This window comes from Frigoribacterium sp. 2355 (assembly GCF_054060695.1).
The window spans coordinates 37680-56695 of the sequence record NZ_JBSSDL010000013.1 but is presented as its reverse complement, the minus strand read 5'-3'; the positions used below and the strand labels follow the sequence as shown (position 1 = coordinate 56695).

Sequence of the window (19016 nt, the reverse complement as noted above, 5' to 3'; positions counted from 1 at the left end):
GCGCACCCGGCGCGACCGAGGGAGGCCCCGTGCGCGTGCTCGTCGTCGAGGACCAGGCGACCCTGGCCGAGGGTCTGCGGCTCGGGCTCGAGGCCGAGGGGATCGCGGTCGACGTCGCGGCGACCGGCACCGACGGGCTCTGGCGGACCCGTGAGGGCAGCTACGACGTGGTCGTCCTCGACATCATGCTGCCCGGCATGAGCGGCTACGCCGTGTGCCGGGCGATGCGCGAGGGAGGCGACTGGACCCCCGTCATCATGTTGACCGCCAAGGACGGCGAGTGGGACCAGGTCGAGGCCCTCGACACCGGCGCCGACGACTACCTCACCAAGCCGTTCTCCTTCGCCGTCCTGCTCGCCCGGCTGCGCGCCCTCGTCCGCCGCGGTGCCCGTGAACGCCCCGTGGTGCTCGAGGCCGGCGACCTCCGCGTCGACCCCGCCTCGCGGACCGTCCACCGTGGCGACGTCGAGGTCGAGCTCACGAGCCGCGAGTTCGCGGTGCTCGAGTTCCTCATGCGTCACGCGGGCAGCGTCGTGACCAAGCGCGAGGTGCTCGACGGGGTCTGGAACGACGACTTCGAGGGCGACCCCAACATCGTCGAGGTGTACGTGCGTCACCTGCGCAACAAGGTCGACCGCCCGTTCGGCCGAGAAGCCATCGTCACGCTCCGGGGGGCGGGCTACCGTCTGGAGGCGCGGGGTGGCTGAGCGGGCCCCTCGCGTCCCGGCTCCCGGGCCCGGGCCGTCCACCGGCACCGGGCCGCGTCAGGTGAGACGGGCGTCGCTGCGGTCGCGCATCACCGTGGCCGCCGTGCTCGCCGTGGCGCTGACCCTCGGGGTGTTCGCCCTCGTCTTCGCGCTCGTGCAACAGGCCGTGCTCGCCGACGCCCCGCGCCAGGCCGCCTCGGCCGACGTGGACCGCGCCGTGTCGGCCCTCGCGATCGGTTCGACGCCGAGCGTGGCCGTCGCGGGCGAGACGGACGGGTCCCTGGTCGTCGTGACCGACGCGTCCGGGCGCGTGCTCGCCGTGGGAGGCGACGACGACCTCGCCGACGTCGCCTCGTCGATCGCCTCGTCCGGTTCGGGGGACCGGGTCTCGCTCGACGGCGACGCGTTCGTCGTCGAACGCGAGGACGTCGGGGTCGAGAGCACCGCGACGCCGACGCCGGCCGCGTCGACGCCGACCCCGACGCCGACCCCCACGGACGACGACGACGACGACGACGACGCCGACGACGACTCCGGGTCGGGCGGCTCGCGCTCCGACGACGGCGAGGCGGACGACGACGCCACGTCCTCCACCGACGACGCCACCCCCGTCCCCGCCCGGGTCGTCACGACCGGGTACGGCGTCGTGGCCGCGCGCTCCCTCGAGGAGGCGAGCGCCGCCTCCTCGGCCAGTCTCGTCACGCTCGGCGTGGCGATCCCGGTGGCCCTGCTCGTGCTCGGCGTCACCACCTGGCTCGTCGTGGGCCGTGCCCTGCGCCCGGTCGAGTCGATGCGCCGCGAGGTCGACACGGTCACGGCCCAGAGCCTGTCGCACCGGTTGCCCGACCCGGGCGGCGGCGACGAGATCTCCCGCCTCGCCCGCACGCTGAACGGGATGCTCGACCGGCTCGACTCGTCGGCGACGGCCCAGCGGCGCTTCGTCGGCGACGCCTCGCACGAGCTGAAGACGCCGCTCGCCACCATCCGGCAGCACGCCGAGGTGGCCTTGCTCCACCCCGGCAGCATCGACGGCGCGGCCCTGGCCGGCACCGTGCTCGGCGAGGAGGCGCGGTTGACGGCGCTCGTGCAGGGCCTGTTGGTCCTCGCCAGGGCGGACGAGGGGGCCCTGGGCGTGACCCGCCGCCCGGTCGACCTCGACGACCTCGTGGTGTCGGAGACCGCTCGCCTGCGCGGCGTCACCCGTCCCGACGGTCGGGGGCCGCTCGCCGTCGACGCCACGGCCGTCGGCCCGGCTCGCGTCGACGGCGACGAGGGGTTGCTCGGCCAGGTCGTGCACAACCTCGTCGCGAACGCGGCCCGGCACGCCGACGCCCGCGTCGCCGTGGCCCTCGCCGAGCGCGACGGAGGCGTGGTCCTCACCGTGGACGACGACGGCGCCGGGGTGGCCGAGGCGGACCGCGAGCGGGTGTTCGACCGGTTCGTGCGCCTCGACGAGGCCCGCGCCCGCGACGCGGGCGGCAGCGGACTGGGGCTCGCCATCGTGCGCGAGATCGTCCGGGTCCACGGAGGCGCGGTGTCGGTCACGGCCTCGCCTCTCGGAGGTGCCCGGTTCGTGGTCCACCTCCCCGCCGGTCCCGCCTGACCCGAACGCCCCACCGGGTGGTCGGCCGGTTCCCGCCCTCGGGCGGGTGCGCGCCGACCCGCCGAGGGGCACGTGGACCCGCCCGCTCCGGTGACGCGACCCGCGCCTCCTGAACGGATCTTCAGGTCGCTTCAGGACCGCTTCAGTGCCCTCTCGCGAGAGTGGGGTCCATCGGCTCGAGAGAGCGACAGACCCGGCCGCCCGGCGGCCCCACGAACGGAGCGAACCATGCTGAAGAACACCCTCACCAAGAAGAAGTCCCTGCTGATCGCCGGCGGGATCGCGGGCGTCCTCGTGCTGGGCGGCGGCGGCGTGGCCCTCGCCTCGGGCCTCGACGACGGCGTGTCGGCGCAGACCCGCGACCGGGCCCAGGAGGCGGCGCTCGCCGAGACCGGCGGCGGCACCGTGACCGAGGTCGACACCCTCGACGACGGACTCGTCGGCTACGAGGTCGAGGTCGTCCTGCCCGACGGTCGCGAGGCGACGGTGCTGCTCGACGGCGACTACTCCGTCACCTCGAGCCGCGTCGACGACGACGACTCGCGCGGGTCCGGCGCCACCCCGACGCCCGTCGCCGGCGACGACCGCGACGACGACTCGCTCGGGTCGGAAGCCACCCCGACGCCCGTCGCGGGTCCCGGGCGCGACGACTCGGCCCGTGACGACGACCTGACCGGCGCGGACTACGACCGGGCCGCGGCCGCCGCCCTCGCCGCCGCCGGTGGGGGCACGGTGACCGACGCCGACCGCAGCGACGACACCGGCGTGGCCTACGAGGTCGACGTGCGCCTCGACGACGGCACCGAAGTCGACGTCGACCTCGACCAGGCGTTCGGCGTGGTGCGCACGGACGTCGACGCCCGCCGCTGACGGGACGGGGCCCGGCCGGGCCGGGCCGGCCCGGCCAGGCCCGCGGGGCCCCGTGATGGGAGACTGGCTCCGTGCCCACCTTCTCCGCCGCCCGAGGCGACTACGAGTTCACCGACGCCCACGGCGTGACCGTGCACTACTACGTCTGGAAGGCGGCGTCGCCCAAGGCCGTGGTGCAGCTCGCCCACGGCCTCGGCGAGTACGCCCTGCGCTACGAGGACCTCGCCCAAGACCTCGTGCGGGCCGGCTACACGGTCTACGCGAACGACCACCTCGGTCACGGCGAGACCGGCCTCGGCCAGTGGGGCGGTGACCACACGAAGCTCGGCCGCCTGGGCCCGTCGGGGCTGCGCGGGGCGATGGAGGCGGTGGTCCGGATGACGGGCATCGCGCGCTCCGAGAACCCCGGCTCGCCGCTCGTGCTGCTCGGGCACTCGTGGGGCTCGTTGATGGCGCAGAAGCTCGTCGACGAGGGCTCCGACCGGTTCGACGCCGTCGTGCTGAGCGGCACGGCCTACCGCATGCCCGGCAGCATGAACGCGGGCGACCTGAACGCCCGGCACGCCCACCTCGGCGACACCGGCTACGAGTGGCTCAGCCGGGACCGGGCCGTGGTCGACGCCATGGCGGCCGACCCCCTGTCGGTGCAGGCGACGGCCCGACAGCTGTTCGGCACGGCCGACACGCTGCGGCTGATGGGTCGCCCCTCGACCCGGCTCGCGAGCGACCTCCCCGTGCTCGTCCTCGTCGGCGACGACGACCCGCTCGGCGGCGAGGCCAGCGCCCGCAAGCTCGCCGACGCGTACGTCAACCGCAGTCGGCTCAGCGACGTCGAGCTCGTGGTCTACCAGGGCGCCCGGCACGAGGTGTTCCGCGAGACCAACCGCGACGAGGTCGTCGCCGACCTGGTGCGGTGGCTCGACGACCGCGTGGGGCACCAGGCATAGGCTGCGACCATGCACGGTGAGTACAAGGTCCCAGGCGGAAAGCTCGTGGTCGTCGACCTCGACGTCAGAGAGGGGCGCATCGCCGGGTTCCGTCTCGCCGGTGACTTCTTCCTCGAGCCCGACACGGCGCTCGACGCCGTCGACCGGGCGGTGAACGGCCTGCCGGTCGAGTCCGACGCGGCGACGATCGCGGCGACGATCAAGCAGGGGCTGCCGGCCGACGCGGTGCTGCTCGGCTTCTCGCCCGAGGCGATCGCCGTGGCGATCCGCCGCAGCCTCTCGAAGGCGACCGACTGGCGCGACTACGACTGGCAGATCATCCACGACGCCCCGGTGTCGCCCAACGTGCACCTCGCCCTCGACCAGGTGCTCACCGAAGAGGTCGGAGCGGGCCGCCGCGGGCCCACGCTCCGCTTCTGGGAGTGGGACCAGCCCGCCGTGGTCATCGGCAGCTTCCAGTCGTTGAAGAACGAGGTCGACCTCGACGCCGCCTCGACCCACGGCTTCGAGGTGGTGCGCCGCATCAGCGGCGGCGGCGCGATGTTCATGGACGCCCAGTCGATCGTGACGTACTCGCTCTACGCTCCGGGCGAGCTCGTGCAGGGCATGAGCTTCGCCGACTCGTACGCGTACCTCGACGAGTGGGTCATCACGGCGCTCAAGTCGCTCGGCATCGACGCCTTCTACCAGCCGCTCAACGACATCACCAGCGCCAAGGGCAAGATCGGCGGGGCTGCGCAGAAGCGCCTGGGCAACGGGGCCCTGCTGCACCACGCCACCATGTCGTACGACATGGACGGCGACAAGATGGTCAAGGTCCTGCGCATCGGCCGCGAGAAGATGAGCGACAAGGGCACCACCAGCGCCGCCAAGCGCGTCGATCCCCTCCGGAGCCAGACGGGATTGTCCCGCGCCGAGATCATCGAGCGGCTCAAGCAGACCTTCACCGGCCTCTACGGGGCGACCGAAGGCCACGTCACCGAGGCCGAGCTCGAGAAGGCCGAGCAGCTCGTCACCTCGAAGTTCGCGACGCCCGAGTGGCTGGCGCGCGTGCCCTGAGCACGTGAGGGGCGCCGTCGAGGCGACCCGCGCCTCCTGCCGGGGGTCCGCCTCGGCGGTCTCGCCGCGGTCGCCTCGGCGGCCGCACCGCGGTCAGCGGTCGAGCAACTCGCGGTAGTCGACGTGGTCCTCGACGAAGTCGACCACGAACGGGCAGAGCGGCACGACGCGAAGGTCGGTGTTCGCGCGCACGTCGTCGAGGGCACCCTGGACGAGCCGGGCCCCCAGGCCGGCGGATCGTCGGCTGGGGTCGATCTCGGTGTGGGTGAAGCGGATCTCGTGGCCGGCGACGTCGTAGGCCGCGAAGCCGATCGTCTCGCCGTCCTCGACGAGGGCGTACTGGTTCTGGGTGGGGCGGTTCTCTACCTCGGTGGTCATCCCGACACGCTACGCGCCCCGGGCCGGGAGTCGGGCGCGTGTCGGTGCCCGCCAGGCAGCAGAATGGTCGGATGCCCCTCGACTGGACCACCGCCTCCCCGAGCCTCGTGGTCCACGGCGACGCCCTCGACGTCACGGCGCAGCTGCCCGACGGCGGGTTCACGATCGTCTACCTCGACCCCCCGTTCAACACCGGGCGGCAGCAGCGTCGCCGGTCGACGACGTCCGTGCGCAGCGCCGAGGACTCGACCACCTCGGTGGCGGGCTTCAAGGGCGTGCGGTACGAGCGCATCCGGGGCGACCTGATGGGCTACGACGACCGCTTCGAGGACTACTGGTCGTTCCTCGAACCGCGCCTGGCGGAGGCCTGGCGGCTGCTGGCCCCCGACGGCACCCTCTACCTGCACCTGGACTACCGCGAGGCGCACTACGCGAAGGTGCTGCTCGACGCCCTGTTCGGGCGGGACTGCTTCCTGAACGAGATCATCTGGGCCTACGACTACGGCGCCAAGAGCCGCACCCGGTGGCCGACCAAGCACGACACGATCCTGGTCTACGTCAAAGACCCCACGAAGTACCACTTCGACTCGACGAGCGTCGACCGCGAGCCGTACATGGCCCCGGGGCTCGTCACGCCCGAGAAGGTCGCCCGGGGCAAGCTGCCGACCGACGTGTGGTGGCACACCATCGTGTCGCCGACCGGTCGCGAGAAGACCGGCTACCCGACGCAGAAGCCCGAGGGCGTGTTGCGTCGCATCGTGCAGGCCTCCAGCCGCGAAGGCGACTGGGTGCTCGACTTCTTCGCCGGCAGCGGCACCACCGGGGCGGTGGCGGATGCCCTCGGTCGTCGTTACCTGCTCGTCGACAGCAACGAGGAGGCGGTGGCCGTCATGCGCAGACGGCTCCCGTCGGCGCAGGTCGAGTCGGTCTGACGGCGTGCAGGTCGGCGGCCGAGACGGCCGTCGTGACCGACCCGCGGACGAACGACACGAGTTGCTCGTGGGTCAGACTCTGCATCTGCTGGGCGGAGAAGCCCGACGGGCACGTCATCGCACGACGCCGAGCGCGAGGAGCAGGGCGGCGACGAGGCTGACGCTCGCGCCGGTGGCAGCCGTCGCGATGACGGCGAGCGTTCGCTGGCGGGCGGTGTCGCGCACCTCGGAGAAGGCGCTGCGGGTGGAGGTGGAGCGGTCGCTACGAGCGACGTCGATCGTGGTCATGTTCGGCTCGTCTCTGGCACCCCTGCGATGCCTGGCGGAACGGTGGGACTTCGGACGGTCACGACACCGCCGTGAATCGGCGCCGTGCGGTCAGACTGTCACGTCGATGGTTAGTCGATCTAGTCAGTTCACCAGTTGTTCGCTCAACGGCTAGGACGGACGGTGGCCCGTGCCCGTGCCCGTGCCCGTGCCCGTGCCGGCCCGGTCGGCCGGATCGCCGTCGACGTGGTGGTCGTCGATCTCGATCGCGGCCGTCATGCGCTGCAGGAAGCCCACGACCACGGCCGCCTCGTCGGCGTCGAGGGACTCGGCCGTCGAGATCATGCGGGCGTGCATCGCCGCCATGGTGTCGCGCACCTCGGTGTTCGAGTCGCCCGTGGCGGTCAGCAGGACCCCGCGCTTGTCGGTCGGGTGGGGGTGGCGCAGCATGTGCCCGCTCGCGACGAGGCGGTTGATCAGCACCGAGGTCGAGGCCGAGGTGATCTTCAGCTGGGCGGCCAGTTCTTTCGCGCTGACGGGGTCGCCGAGCCTCTGGGCCCGCAGGAGGAACCGCAGGGCGGCGAGGTCGGTGTCGTTCATCTTCATCGACTTGCGGGTGCGGGCCCGCATCGCCACCTCGGCGGCACGGTAGGCGCGGAGGGTGTTCAACACCGTGACGCCGCGCTCTTCGGTGCTGCTGCTATACCAATAGCCGGACGCGTCGAAGGGTGCGGCGGTGGCGTGCTGATCGGGCATGAGGGGAGTCTAGCCCCGTCGCTAGTCCGTCTAGCAAAAATCATCGCTGACCAGGTTTTTCTCGTTGTCAACCCCTGTGCTGCCGCTCGTGTCCGTCCTAGGCTCGACACGTCCGCCTCGCGTGGGCAGAGACGTCCCGCCGTGTCGACCAGAGCTTCACGCAGGGAATCGATTCGGTGGGGCGTCCCATGACGGAGAAAGGCCGCACACCCCGTGGGTGTGCGGCCTTCGGTCGTCTCGCCTCCCGCGTGAGCTTCACGGGCAGGGAACGCCGGACGCGGGACGAACCGTTCGGCACCGAAGCGCCGTCGAGGGAACGCTACCCGACACCTGCCGTGTCGCGACACCAGCTCGAGCGGATCGGGTGCCGGGCGGACGTCGCGCCGGGCACCGGATCAGCGCCGAGGCGAGGTGTCGTCGCCCCGTTCTTCCGTGGGCACGACGTCGATCGAACCCGTGTCGGGGGCGACCAGCGAACCGGTCTGCGCGGCGGCGGCCTGCGCCGAGAGTGCGGCGTCGGCGGCCACGGCGGCCCGTGCGTCGTCGGCTGCCTCGTCGATGGCCGACTTCTGGCGCAGCGGCGTGGCCTTGAGGAAGAAGCTCAGCACGAAGGCCACGAGCACCACCACCAGGGCGACCCAGAAGACCGTCACGGCCGCGTTCGCGAAGCCGTCGAGGAACGGCGCGGCGAGACGGCGGTCGGCCGTGTTGAGGAACGACGTGTTGCCGTCGAGTGCGCCGCCGACCTGCGACGTGTCGCCGCCTCCGGCCGCCTGGTAGAGCTTGAGGATCGCGGCGTTCGCCGGGTCGCTCAGCACCGACTGGTCGGCGAGGGCGGCCTGGGCACGGCCCTGCAGGCTCGAGTCGGCGAAGGCGTCCGCGATCGTCTGGGGGATGCGGCTGAAGAGCACGGAGAACAGCACGGCCGTGCCGAGCGTCCCGCCGATCTGTCGGAAGAACGTCGACGCCGACGTGGCCACGCCGATGTCGCGGGCCCCGACCGAGTTCTGCGAGGCGATGGTCAGGGTCTGCATCAGCTGTCCGAGTCCCAGGCCGACCAACAGCATGCCGACCATCATGAACCAGTACGGCTTGTCGAACGAGAGGTTCGTGAACCAGAAGAACCCGGCCGCCATGAACGCCGTGCCCGTGATCGGGAAGATCTTGTACTTGCCCGTCCGTGAGATGAGCTGGCCGGCGACGATCGACGAGATCATCAGGCCGGCGATCATCGGCAGCATCTGGAAGCCGCTCTCGGTCGGGGTCGCCCCGTTCACGAGCTGCAGGTACAGCGGAACCGTCAGCAGGGCGCCGAACATGCCGAACCCGACGAGCACGCCGAGCACGGTCGCCATCGAGAAGGTGGGGTTGCGGAACAGCTTGAGCGGGATGAGTGCGTCGTCGCCCATCGATCGCTCGATCACGACGAACGCGACGATGCCGACGGCCCCGATCACGTAGCAGGCGAAGGCTCCGGGCGAGCTCCAGCCCCAGGTGCGGCCCTGCTCGGCCACCAGCAGCAGCGGCACGGCGGCCACGATGACGGCGGCGGCGCCGAACCAGTCGATGCGCACGTTCTCACGACGCTTCTGGCCCGGGATGTGCAGGAACCGCACGACGATGAACAGCGCCACGATGCCGATCGGCACGTTGATCAGGAACACCCAGCGCCAGCCGGTGACGAAGAGGATCTGGTCGGCTCCGGCGAAGAGTCCGCCGACGAGCGGGCCGATGACGCTCGAGATGCCGAACACGGCGAGGAAGTAGCCCTGGTACTTCGCGCGCTCACGCGGGGCCAGGATGTCGCCCATGATCGTCAGCGGCAGGGCCATGAGGCCGCCGGCGCCCATGCCCTGGATCGCCCGGAAGATGGCGAGCTGGTACATGCTCTCGGAGAAGCCGGCCGCGACGGACCCGAGCAAGAAGATCGTGATGGCGATCAGGAAGAGCGGTCGCCTGCCGAAGATGTCGCTGAGCTTGCCGTAGATCGGCGTCGAGATGGTCGACACGATCAGGTAGGCGGTGGTCACCCAGGCCTGCAGGCTGAGCCCGTCGAGGTCGTCCGCGATCGTCCGCATCGAGGTGCCGACGATCGTCTGGTCGAGGGCCGAGAGGAACATGCCGGCCATCAGGCCGAAGATGACGTACAGGATCTGGCGGTGGGTCATCAGGCCCTGGCGCTCGGCGGGGGCCGTGGTCGTGGGTGCGGAGGCGGCGCTCGACATGGTGTCTCTTCTGTCTGGACGGGGGAGGCGCGACGAGGAATTGCGCAGTACGCAAAGTTACTTCACGGGCAAGCATCCGACAACAAGAGGAATCGTCCGTCCGTGTCGGTCCGCTGCTCGTGACTAGGCTCGACGCGATGTCACGCCGCCCCTCCCTGCCGCACCCCGCGGCCACCGTCCTGGCCGTCGTCCTCTCGGCCGGCCTGCTGGCCGCGTGCTCGGGGGGCGCGCCCGAGCCGAGCCCGAGCACGTCGGTCGCGACCGTCTCGCCGACGCTCACCCCCACCACGACCCCGACCGAGGAGGCGCCTCCCACGTCCCCCACGACACCCGCGTTCGACAAGGCGGCCCGGTCGGTCGACGACCCCGCCAGCCTCTGGGTCGTCAGCGACAAGCTACGCGCGCTCGACCCGGTCGACTACGTCCCCGGCGACCTCGTCACGCCCGACGTGGCGCACCAGAACCCGCCGACCCTCCGCGCCGAGGCCGCCGCCGCGGTCGTCGAGATGTTCCGGGCGGGCCAGGCCGAGGGGGCCGGGGCGTTCCAGGTGCAGAGTGCCTACCGCTCGTACGACACCCAGGTGAGCGTCTACGCCGGCTGGGTCCAGCGTCTCGGGCAGGCACAGGCCGATGCACAGAGCGCCCGTCCGGGTTTCAGCGAGCACCAGACCGGGCTCGCCCTCGACATCAGCCCCGTGCCGCTCAGTTGCGCGTTGCAGGCCTGCTTCGGGGACACACCGCAGGGGCAGTGGCTCGCGGCCAACGCATGGCGCTTCGGGTTCTTGCTGCGCTACCCGGCCGACAAGGTCGCCGTGACGGGCTTCACCTTCGAGCCGTGGCACTTCCGGTACGTGGGCGTGCCCCTCGCCACCGAGATGCACGACACGGGCGTCACCACGCTCGAGGAGTTCTTCGGCCTTCCGGCCGCCCCGGACTACGCGGGCTGACCCTGCCGCCTGCCCGCCGCCTGCCCGCCGCGCGGCCCCGCGAACCGCAGGACGGGCGTGTTCGTTGGACACGGGCGACCGAAGTCGCCCGTCCGTCACGAACACGCCCGTCGGGCGGTGCGGGAGGCGCGGGTCAGGCGCCGAGCGCGGCGTCGACGATGGTCTTCGCCTCGGCCTGGACGCGGGCGAGGTGCTCGGGGCCCTCGAAGGACTCGGCGTAGATCTTGTAGACGTCCTCGGTGCCGCTGGGGCGGGCCGCGAACCAGGCCTTGTCGGTGACGACCTTGACGCCGCCGACGGCCGCGTCGTTGCCCGGAGCCTTGCTGAGCTTGGCCGTGATGCGGTCGCCCGCGAGCTCGGTCGCCTCGATCGCGTCGCCGTCGAGCTTGCCCAGACGGGTCTTCTGCTCTTTCGTCGCCGCCGCGTCGACCCGCTGGTAGACCGGGTCGCCGTACTTCTCGACCAGTTCGGCGTAGAGCTGCGAGGGGGTCTTGCCGGTGACGGCGATGATCTCGCTCGCGAGCAGGGCGAGCAGGATGCCGTCCTTGTCGGTCGTCCAGACGGTGCCGTCCTTGCGCAGGAAGGACGCGCCGGCGCTCTCTTCGCCACCGAAGGCGACCGAGCCGTCCACCAGGCCGGGGACGAACCACTTGAACCCGACCGGGACCTCCCACAGGCGACGCCCGTGCGACTCGGCGACCTTGTCGATGATGCTCGACGAGACCAGGGTCTTGCCGATGGCCGCGTCGTCGCGCCACTCGGGGCGGTGCGTGTAGAGGTAGTCGATGGCGACGGCGAGGTAGTGGTTCGGGTTCATCAGGCCGCCGTCGGGCGTGACGATGCCGTGCCGGTCGGCGTCGGCGTCGTTGCCGGTCAGGACGTCGAACTCGTCCTTGCGGCGCACGACGCTGGCCATCGCCGAGGGGCTCGACGGGTCCATGCGGATCTTGCCGTCCCAGTCGAGCGTCATGAAGCGCCAGGTGGGGTCGACGCCCGGGTTCGTGACGGTGAGGTCGAGGCCGTAGACGTCGCGGATCGCGCCCCAGTACTCGACGCTCGCGCCACCGAGCGGGTCGGCGCCGATCTTGACGCCGGCCTGCTTGATGGCGTCGATGTCGATGATGTTGACGAGGTCGCCCACGTAGCCGCGGAGGAAGTCGTGGCGGCCGGGCGTGCCGACGCCGCGCTTCACGTCGACGTTGCCGGCGGCGATGATCTCGTTGGCGCGGTTCGCGATCCAGTTCGTGGCGTCGCTGTCGGCCGGCCCGCCGTGGGGCGGGTTGTACTTGAAGCCGCCGTCGCGAGGCGGGTTGTGGCTGGGGGTGACGACGATGCCGTCGGCCTTGTCGGTGTTCGCGGGGTCGTTGTTGTAGACCAGGATCGCGTGGCTGAGCGCGGGCGTCGGCACGTAGCCGCCCTCTGCGTCGGCCAGCACCTTCACGTCGTTGCCGGTGAGCACCTCGACCGCGGTGCGCTCGGCGGGGCCGCTCAGGATGTGCGTGTCGCGCCCGATGAACAGCGGGCCGGTGATGCCCTGACCCGCGCGGTACTCGACGATCGCCTGCGTGATGGCGGCGATGTGGGTCTCGTTGAAGGCGGCGTCGAGCGACGACCCGCGGTGGCCCGAGGTGCCGAAGACGACCTTCTGCTCGACCTCGCCGACGTCGGGGACGAGTTCGTAGTACGCGGCCGTGACCTCTTCGGGGTCGATCAGGTCGCTGGCTTCTGCGGGGGTTCCGGCACGGTCGGTCATGGGGACATCCTGGCACCCGCCGCCGACCTTCGTCGCGGTGCCCGGGCGGCTCTCAGTAGGCTCCTCGTCATGCCGACCCGCGCCTCCTCGACGACCTACAGCTACCTCGGGCCCGCGGGCACATTCACCGAGGCGGCGCTCAAGCAGGTGCCCGAGGCCGTCGGGGCCACCTGGAAGAGCGTCAACAACGTCGGCGAGGCCCTGGCCGACGTCGTCTCGGGCGTCAGCACGGCCGCGATGATCGCCATCGAGAACAGCGTCGAGGGCGGGGTCAGCGCGACGCAGGACGCCCTCGCCACCGTGCCGGGCCTCCGCATCGTCGGCGAGTACCTGGTGCGCGTCAACTTCGTGCTCGTCGCCCGGCCGGGCACCCGCATCGAGGAGGTGCGGCTCGTCAACGCGCACCCGGTCGCCTACGCGCAGACCCACCGCTGGCTCGAACGCAACCTGCCCGGCCACGGTCACCTGCCCGCCTCGTCGAACGTGGCCGCCGCCGCCTCGCTGCTCGAGCCGGGCGGCGCCGGGGGCTCCGCGGACGCCGCGGTCGCGCCTCCCGGCATCACCGACCACCACGACCTCGAGGTGCTCGCCCGCGAGATCGGCGACAACGACCAGGCCGTCACGCGCTTCGTGCTGGTCAGCCGGACGGTACCCGTGCCGCCCGCGACCGGTGCCGACAAGACCAGCCTGATCGTCGAGCTGCCGGCCGACGGCTCGGGGGCCCTGGTCGACATGCTCGAGCAGTTCGCGACCCGCGGCATCAACCTCAGCCTCATCCAGTCGCGGCCGATCGGCGACGCCCTCGGGCGCTACCGGTTCGTCATCGACCTCGAGGGGCACGTGCTCGACGAACGCGTGGCCGACGCCCTGCTCGGGCTGAAGCGCTTCAGCCCGAGCGTGATGTTCCTCGGGTCGTACCCTCGTGCCGACGGCGCCCCGGCCGAGGTCTCGCCGCGGTACGACGACGAGGCCTTCGTCGACGCCCGCGACTGGTTGCGCGGGTTGATCAGCGGCCTGCGCTGATCAGCGGCCTGCGCTGACGACCGGCCTCGCTCGGCCGGCCGCCCGTGCCGATCAGGCGTCGGCCGGCACGCGGACGGTCAGGCCGCCCGGGTCGACGACCGCACGCAGGGCGACGACCTTGCCGACGGAGTCGCCGTCGATCTCGAAGTCCTGGGGGGAGTCGAGGCGGACCACGAGCTTCTTGCCCTTGTTGTAGCGCAGGGTGCGCACCTCGCGGCTGTTGGCGGCGAGGATGCGGCGGCCGACCTGGGTGCGGCGCATGACGCCGTTCTCCCACACGATCTTGACCCAGATCTGCACCCAGCCGAAGAAGCCCTCGGGGCGCAGGGCGACGATGTCGAAGATGCCGTCGTCGATCGCCGCGTCGGGCAGCAGCATGATGTTGGCGGGCAGCAGGCCGCAGTTGCCGACGATGATCGTGTGGGCGCGCATCGACTTGCGGCCCTGGTCGTCGAGCTCGTACCGGACGTCGATCTTGTTGTCGTCGCGGAGCGCGCGGGCGATGGCGTCGACGTAGGCGAGCCACCCGACGCGCTTCTTCAGCTCGTCGTTGGTGTTCGCGAGCATCTTCGCGTCGAGGCCGACGCCCGCCATGACGACGAACGCCTTGGTCTCGCGCGAGCCGTCCTCACGCTCGACGTCGACGACGCCGAGGTCGATGTCACGGTCGCGACCGCTGAACGCCGTCGCGATCGAGTCGTCGAGGTTGTCGAGCGAGAGCTCGAGGTTGCGGGCCAACAGGTTGCCCGTGCCCGAGGGGAGCAGGGCGAGGGACGCGTCGGTGCCCTGCAGGGCCTCGGCCACGGCACGCACCGTGCCGTCGCCCCCCGCGGCGATCACCATGTCGGCGCCCTCGGCGAGGGCCTGCTTCGTCACCTCGCCGCCCGGGTCTTCCTTGCTGGTCTCGTAGAACTTCGTGGGGGCCCAGCCGTTCGAGAACTCGTGGCGCCCGACGGCCGTCTTGATGGCGTCGAGGTCGACCTTGATCGGGTTGTAGACGACCGCGGCGGTCTGGCGAGCCGTCTCGGGCTCGGATGCCGAGGCGTGCTCGGCGGGGGAGGGGGAGGTGGCGGTCATGGGGCGAGCGTATTGGACGCACCCCCGTGAGGTAACGGGAAGGCGAAGGCTCTGTGCAGAACGTCGGCCGCGCGGGTGCCGTTGCCTAGGATGGGCGGGTGATCGATCCCCAGTTGCTTCGTGAATCCCCCGACCTCGTCAAGCAGAGCCAGCGGGCCCGGGGCGATTCCGAGTCGCTGGTCGACGACGCGGTGGCGGCCGACCAGGCCCGCCGCGCGGCGATCGCCGCCTTCGAAGACCTGCGCGCCGAGCAGAACGCCTTCGGCAAGACCGTCGCCAAGGCGCCGAAAGACGAGAAGAAGGCCCTGGTCGCGCAGGCGCAGCAGCTCGCCGCCCACGTGAAGGAGGCGCAGGCCGCCTCGAACGAGGCCGATGCGGTCTTCGACACGGCCGCGCGCGGCATCGGCAACCTGATCATCGACGGCGTGCCCTCGGGCGGCGAAGAGAACTTCGTGACGCTCCGTGAGCACGGCACCCGCCCCTCCTTCGACTTCGAGGCCCTCGACCACGCCGACCTCGGCGAGAAGCTCGGCGCGATCGACATCAAGCGCGGCACCAAGGTGTCGGGCTCGCGCTTCTACTTCTTGCGCGGCATCGGTGCGCGCCTCGAGCTCGGCCTGATGAACATGGCCCTCGACCTCGCCCTGAAGAACGACTTCACGCCGCTGATCACCCCGACGCTGGTGCGACCCGAGGTCATGGCCGGCACCGGGTTCCTGGGTTCCCACGCCGACGAGGTCTACCACCTGCCCGCCGACGACCTCTACCTGACCGGCACGAGCGAGGTCGCGCTCGCCGGCTACCACTCCGACGAGATCCTCGACGTCGAGGCGGGCCCGATCCGCTACGCCGGCTGGTCGACCTGCTACCGCCGCGAGGCCGGGGCCGCCGGCAAGGACAACCGGGGCATCCTGCGCGTGCACCAGTTCAACAAGCTCGAGATGTTCAGCTACGTGCACCCCGACCAGGCAGAGGCCGAGCACGACGCCCTCGTCGGGTTCCAGGAGAGCATGCTGCAGGCCCTCGGCCTCACCTACCGCGTCATCGACGTCGCCGCCGGCGACCTCGGTTCGAGCGCCGCACGCAAGTTCGACATCGAGGCCTGGGTGCCGACGCAGGGCACCTACCGCGAGCTGAGCAGCACGTCGAACTGCACCACCTTCCAGGCCCGCCGCCTCGACACCCGCTACCGCACCGAGAGCGGCAAGACGGCCCCCGTCGCGACGCTCAACGGCACCCTCGCGACCACGCGGTGGCTCGTCGCGATCCTCGAGACGCACCAGCAGGCCGACGGTTCGGTGGTCGTGCCCGAGGCGCTGCGCGGCTACCTCGGTGGCCTCGAGGTCATCGAGCCGGTCGCGTGAGCCAGGCCGCCGCCGCACCCCGGCCCGGCGACGAGCCCGTGGCCGCCGCCGACCGCTGGTTGGTCGCGCTCGACGTCGACGGCACGATCATGCCCGAGGACGGCACCATCTCCGAGGGCGTCCTCGGCGAGATCACGCGCCTCCACGACCAGGGTCACCAGGTCATGATCGCGACCGGACGCTCGGTGTCGATGACGCTGCCCGTCATGGAGCGTCTCGGTCTCGTCTCGGACTACGTCGTCTGCGCGAACGGTGCGATCACCCTGGGCCGTGACGAGTCGGCCCCGACGGGGTACCGCCGCGTGCACGTCGAGGAGTTCGACCCGACCCAGGTGCTGTCGACGATCCGCGAGGCCCTGGCCGACGCGGGGGCCGGGTACGCCGTCGAAGACCAAGAGGGGCTGCTGCGGTACTGCGGGTCGTTCCCCGCGGCGGCGGCGGCACTGAACGCCGAGAAGGTCGAGTTCGACGACCTCGTCGGCCGGCCGGCGACCCGCGTGGTCGTCGTCTCGCCCGACCACGACACCGAGGACTTCCTCACGGCCGTCGAGCGCATGGGCCTCCAGCACGTGAACTACAACGTCGGCTGGACGGCCTGGCTCGACATCGCCCCGGACGGCGTCACGAAGGCGACCGCCCTCGAGCGCGTGCGGCAGTGGCTCGACGTGCCACGGTCGCAGGTCCTGGCCGCCGGCGACGGACGCAATGACATCGACATGCTGCGCTGGGCCGCGGCCGAGGGTCGCGGGGTGGCCATGGGCCAGGCGCCCGACGACGTCGCCGCGGTGGCCAGCGAGCTGACGTCGAGCGACCTGGACGACGGGCTCGCCGAGGTGCTCGCAACGCTCTGAGCCGGTAGACTCGGCCCGGTTGCCCGATGCGTGCATCCCGCCACGACATGAACACGACACCACGTTTAGACGTGGCGCAGTGATCACATCGTGGCGGCGTAGCTCGTCCGGCCACCGGGAGGGCTGTCCGAGCGGCCGATGGAGCTTGTCTTGAAAACAAGTGGGCAGAGATGTCTCGTGGGTTCGAATCCCACGCCCTCCGCCAGTCGGGTTACGCGTTCCGCACCGCGCCCTGGAGGGCGCCGACCGGGCGGACGCGTCGCTGGCGCGCCGCGGGGTTCGAATCCCACGCCCTCCGCCGGTCGGGTCGCGCGTTCCGCAGATGACGCGACCCGCGCCTCCTAGGCCTTGGCGGCGGCGTAGGTCGCGAAGGCCTCGCCGATCAGGGTGCTGAGGTCGCGCCAGGTGGTGTCGTCGACCGAGACGGCGGCGTCGCCGTCGACGAAGCCCGCGTGCTTGTGCAGCACGTCCGAGCCGACGGCCGGCAGCACGAAGAAGTCGCGGGTCCAGTCGTCGGTGTCGGCCATCACCGGCGCGCGGTACCAGTCGAGGTAGCCGTCGAAGACGTCGTTGCGCTCGTCGCCCTTGAGCCAGGTCTCGACGGAGTCCCGCCATGCGTCTCGGTTGGTCTCGCCGTTCATGTGGTCCTCCCGGGCCTGGTGCGCGCGCGGGAGCGTCCGCGACCGCCCGTCCAGTCTCCCAGGTCGGCCGCCGCGAGGGCCGCCGCGACGACCTCCTCGGGTGCCGAGCCCGGAACCCCGCCTGAGGCCTTCTCCGACCCTCGTGGCCCCCGAAGTGGAACGCTCCGTCCCCCCGAACAGGGACTGAACGCCGACGCACCCCCGTGTTGCACTGATCGGGCCTCCCGCTGCGGTCCCGCACCGGTCGGCACCCCGGGTGGGCCGAACACCGCCCGGGCCCCTCGACACCAGGACCCCAGCCATGACCCACATGACCCCGACGACCCGCGCCGCCGTCGTCCTCGGCGTCGCCGTCGCCCTGACGGCCGGCCTCGCGGTCGCTCCTGCGCGAGCGCACGCGGCCCCCGTCGCCCCCTCGGCGACCTCGGTCACGGCCTCGCCGCCGACCGCGTCGAGCCCGCCCGCACGGTCGTCCAAGTCGGCCGAGCGCGCCATCGCCGCCTTCACCTCGCGCGGCGAGCGCGGGTCGACCGGGGCGCCGGTGTCGCCCGACCCGACCTCGACGTCGGTCCCGTCGGTGACGACGCCCGCCGCGGTCTCGCAGACCATCCGCACCACGCCCACCACGACGCTGTTCCGGGGTGGTCTGTACGTCGACCCCGCCGGTGAGGCGGCGCGCGCCGCGACCACGCTGACGTCCGAGGGTCGGACCGCCGAGGCCGCGGCGGCCCGCACGATCTCGAAGCAGCCGGTGGCGACCTGGCTCGGCAGCTGGCTGACCGACGCCCAGCTCGTGAAGAAGATCGACGGCACCGTCGCCGCCGCCGAGAAGGTCGGCGCGACCCCCTTGTTCGTCACGTACAACATCCCGAACCGTGACTGTGGCAGCCACTCGGCGGGTGGGTCGGCCGACAACGCGGCGTACCTGCGCTGGAACTCCCTCGTCGCCTCGCGGCTGGCGGGCCACCGGGTCGTCGTGGTCGTCGAACCCGACGCCCTCACGCTCATCAGCAACTGCCCCGAGCAGACGAGCGGGCGGGAGGCCACCATCGCCTCCGCGGTCGCGACCCTGGCGGACGCGGGCGTCCCCGCCTACCTCGACGCCGGCAACTCGAACTGGGTGCCGCCGCAGACCATGGCCGCGCGCCTCAAGGCGGCCGGTGTCGACCGTGCCCGCGGCTTCGCGACCAACGTGTCGAACTACTACCCCGTCGAATCCGAGCGTGCCTACGCCGAGAAGGTGTCGCAGGCGACGGGAGGCGCACGGTACGTGATCGACACGTCGCGCAACGGTCGCGGCTGGAAGGGCACGTGGTGCAACGCGCCCGGGGCCGGCCTGGGGGTCGTGCCCTCGGTGCAGACCGGCACGACGAAGCTCGACGCCCTGCTCTGGATCAAGACGCCGGGAGCGAGCGACGGCGAGTGCAACGGGGGACCGGCCGCCGGCAAGTGGCACGCCTCGTACGCCGTCCAGCTCGTCGCGAACCGTGCGACCGGCTGAGTCCCGGCATCGGCCCAGGACCGCCTGGGTAGTATCTCCATCTGCCCGTACACCGAACGGTGCCCTTCTGCCCGCTCGATCCTCGAACGATTCCGAGGCCGCGCGAGCGAGGGTC

At 71.7% G+C, this 19016-nt stretch carries 18 protein-coding genes and 1 tRNA gene; 12 read left to right on the top strand and 7 right to left on the bottom strand.

The annotated features are described in order from the left end of the window. Positions 1-29 precede the first annotated feature (29 nt). The 5 genes from ACVJ1F_RS13465 (at position 30) to ACVJ1F_RS13445 (ending at position 5186) form a co-directional block, all read left to right on the top strand. Positions 30-707 (top strand): response regulator transcription factor, encoded by a 678-nt coding sequence (locus ACVJ1F_RS13465; RefSeq protein ID WP_277960005.1) that lies wholly within the window; start codon positions 30-32, stop codon positions 705-707. Beyond that, the gene (locus ACVJ1F_RS13460; RefSeq protein ID WP_456886805.1) at positions 700-2310 is read left to right on the top strand and encodes a HAMP domain-containing sensor histidine kinase; all 1611 of its coding nucleotides are present in this window, start codon (positions 700-702) and stop codon (positions 2308-2310) included. Before ACVJ1F_RS13465 ends, ACVJ1F_RS13460 begins: the two co-directional genes overlap by 8 nt. A gap of 228 nt (positions 2311-2538) precedes the next feature. Beyond that, entirely contained in the window at positions 2539-3180 is a 642-nt protein-coding gene (locus ACVJ1F_RS13455; protein ID WP_456886803.1) for a PepSY domain-containing protein, read from the top strand. A 71-nt stretch (positions 3181-3251) separates the two neighbouring features. Then, positions 3252-4127, top strand: coding sequence for an alpha/beta fold hydrolase (locus ACVJ1F_RS13450; RefSeq protein WP_456886801.1), 876 nt, complete (start codon positions 3252-3254; stop codon positions 4125-4127). Between the two features lie 9 nt (positions 4128-4136). Further along, entirely contained in the window at positions 4137-5186 is a 1050-nt protein-coding gene (locus ACVJ1F_RS13445; protein ID WP_056047318.1) for a lipoate--protein ligase family protein, read from the top strand. A gap of 93 nt (positions 5187-5279) precedes the next feature. On the opposite strand, the gene ACVJ1F_RS13440 is transcribed toward ACVJ1F_RS13445, so the two are convergent. Continuing rightward, complete coding sequence (locus tag ACVJ1F_RS13440; RefSeq protein WP_123571960.1) at positions 5280-5564, bottom strand: GNAT family N-acetyltransferase; 285 nt, start codon at positions 5562-5564, stop codon at positions 5280-5282. Positions 5565-5635: 71 nt separating this feature from the next. Here ACVJ1F_RS13440 and ACVJ1F_RS13435 point away from each other — a divergent pair, with 71 nt between their 5' ends. After that, positions 5636-6496, top strand: coding sequence for a DNA-methyltransferase (locus ACVJ1F_RS13435; protein WP_159825869.1), 861 nt, complete (start codon positions 5636-5638; stop codon positions 6494-6496). A gap of 114 nt (positions 6497-6610) precedes the next feature. On the opposite strand, the gene ACVJ1F_RS13430 is transcribed toward ACVJ1F_RS13435, so the two are convergent. The 3 genes from ACVJ1F_RS13430 to ACVJ1F_RS13420 form a co-directional block, all read right to left on the bottom strand. Further along, entirely contained in the window at positions 6611-6784 is a 174-nt protein-coding gene (locus ACVJ1F_RS13430; protein WP_456886798.1) for a hypothetical protein, read from the bottom strand. A 150-nt stretch (positions 6785-6934) separates the two neighbouring features. Next, entirely contained in the window at positions 6935-7519 is a 585-nt protein-coding gene (locus tag ACVJ1F_RS13425; protein ID WP_456886796.1) for a MarR family winged helix-turn-helix transcriptional regulator, read from the bottom strand. A gap of 395 nt (positions 7520-7914) precedes the next feature. Then, positions 7915-9744, bottom strand: a complete 1830-nt coding sequence (locus tag ACVJ1F_RS13420; protein WP_456886794.1) for an MDR family MFS transporter — start codon at positions 9742-9744, stop codon at positions 7915-7917. Positions 9745-9881: 137 nt separating this feature from the next. Between ACVJ1F_RS13420 and ACVJ1F_RS13415 the strand changes: the two genes are divergently transcribed. Continuing rightward, on the top strand, positions 9882-10691 hold the full coding sequence (locus ACVJ1F_RS13415; RefSeq protein WP_456886792.1) for a M15 family metallopeptidase: 810 nt from the start codon (positions 9882-9884) through the stop codon (positions 10689-10691). Between the two features lie 133 nt (positions 10692-10824). Here the strand turns inward: ACVJ1F_RS13415 and pgm are convergent, their stop codons facing one another. Then, positions 10825-12444 (bottom strand): phosphoglucomutase (alpha-D-glucose-1,6-bisphosphate-dependent), encoded by a 1620-nt coding sequence (gene pgm / locus ACVJ1F_RS13410; protein WP_456886790.1) that lies wholly within the window; start codon positions 12442-12444, stop codon positions 10825-10827. A 69-nt stretch (positions 12445-12513) separates the two neighbouring features. On the opposite strand from pgm, the gene pheA reads away from it, so the two are divergent. Then, positions 12514-13467, top strand: a complete 954-nt coding sequence (gene pheA / locus ACVJ1F_RS13405) for a prephenate dehydratase (RefSeq protein WP_200412814.1) — start codon at positions 12514-12516, stop codon at positions 13465-13467. Between the two features lie 51 nt (positions 13468-13518). Here pheA and ACVJ1F_RS13400 read toward each other — a convergent pair whose 3' ends face one another. Then, positions 13519-14544 (bottom strand): diacylglycerol/lipid kinase family protein, encoded by a 1026-nt coding sequence (locus ACVJ1F_RS13400; protein ID WP_137847873.1) that lies wholly within the window; start codon positions 14542-14544, stop codon positions 13519-13521. A 98-nt stretch (positions 14545-14642) separates the two neighbouring features. Between ACVJ1F_RS13400 and serS the strand changes: the two genes are divergently transcribed. From serS to ACVJ1F_RS13385, 3 genes are all read left to right on the top strand, one after another. After that, the gene (serS, locus tag ACVJ1F_RS13395) at positions 14643-15908 is read left to right on the top strand and encodes a serine--tRNA ligase (RefSeq protein ID WP_456886789.1); all 1266 of its coding nucleotides are present in this window, start codon (positions 14643-14645) and stop codon (positions 15906-15908) included. Beyond that, a complete protein-coding gene (locus ACVJ1F_RS13390; protein ID WP_456886788.1) occupies positions 15905-16759 on the top strand; it encodes an HAD family hydrolase in 855 nt (284 codons plus the stop codon). The genes serS and ACVJ1F_RS13390 overlap by 4 nt, the downstream gene beginning before the upstream one ends. Positions 16760-16876: 117 nt before the next feature. Then, a tRNA-Ser gene (locus tag ACVJ1F_RS13385) sits at positions 16877-16964 on the top strand. A 136-nt stretch (positions 16965-17100) separates the two neighbouring features. Here the strand turns inward: ACVJ1F_RS13385 and ACVJ1F_RS13380 are convergent. Beyond that, a complete protein-coding gene (locus tag ACVJ1F_RS13380) occupies positions 17101-17400 on the bottom strand; it encodes a hypothetical protein (protein WP_056047292.1) in 300 nt (99 codons plus the stop codon). A gap of 301 nt (positions 17401-17701) precedes the next feature. Here ACVJ1F_RS13380 and ACVJ1F_RS13375 point away from each other — a divergent pair, with 301 nt between their 5' ends. Continuing rightward, positions 17702-18901, top strand: a complete 1200-nt coding sequence (locus ACVJ1F_RS13375; protein WP_456886786.1) for a glycoside hydrolase family 6 protein — start codon at positions 17702-17704, stop codon at positions 18899-18901. Positions 18902-19016: the final 115 nt, after the last annotated feature.

Excerpts from the sequence above, each read along its gene's own strand:
- ACVJ1F_RS13430 (WP_456886798.1), bottom strand. The coding sequence starts at position 6,784 with ATGACCACGATCGACGTCGCTCGTAGCGACCGCTCCACCTCCACCCGC.
- ACVJ1F_RS13400 (WP_137847873.1), bottom strand. The coding sequence starts at position 14,544 with ATGACCGCCACCTCCCCCTCCCCCGCCGAGCACGCCTCGGCATCCGAG.
- ACVJ1F_RS13435 (WP_159825869.1), top strand. The coding sequence starts at position 5,636 with ATGCCCCTCGACTGGACCACCGCCTCCCCGAGCCTCGTGGTCCACGGC.
- ACVJ1F_RS13420 (WP_456886794.1), bottom strand. The coding sequence starts at position 9,744 with ATGTCGAGCGCCGCCTCCGCACCCACGACCACGGCCCCCGCCGAGCGC.
- ACVJ1F_RS13375 (WP_456886786.1), top strand. The coding sequence starts at position 17,702 with ATGACCCACATGACCCCGACGACCCGCGCCGCCGTCGTCCTCGGCGTC.
- ACVJ1F_RS13440 (WP_123571960.1), bottom strand. The coding sequence starts at position 5,564 with ATGACCACCGAGGTAGAGAACCGCCCCACCCAGAACCAGTACGCCCTC.
- ACVJ1F_RS13380 (WP_056047292.1), bottom strand. The coding sequence starts at position 17,400 with ATGAACGGCGAGACCAACCGAGACGCATGGCGGGACTCCGTCGAGACC.
- pgm (WP_456886790.1), bottom strand. The coding sequence starts at position 12,444 with ATGACCGACCGTGCCGGAACCCCCGCAGAAGCCAGCGACCTGATCGAC.
- pheA (WP_200412814.1), top strand. The coding sequence starts at position 12,514 with ATGCCGACCCGCGCCTCCTCGACGACCTACAGCTACCTCGGGCCCGCG.
- ACVJ1F_RS13425 (WP_456886796.1), bottom strand. The coding sequence starts at position 7,519 with ATGCCCGATCAGCACGCCACCGCCGCACCCTTCGACGCGTCCGGCTAT.
- ACVJ1F_RS13415 (WP_456886792.1), top strand. The coding sequence starts at position 9,882 with ATGTCACGCCGCCCCTCCCTGCCGCACCCCGCGGCCACCGTCCTGGCC.
- ACVJ1F_RS13445 (WP_056047318.1), top strand. The coding sequence starts at position 4,137 with ATGCACGGTGAGTACAAGGTCCCAGGCGGAAAGCTCGTGGTCGTCGAC.
- ACVJ1F_RS13455 (WP_456886803.1), top strand. The coding sequence starts at position 2,539 with ATGCTGAAGAACACCCTCACCAAGAAGAAGTCCCTGCTGATCGCCGGC.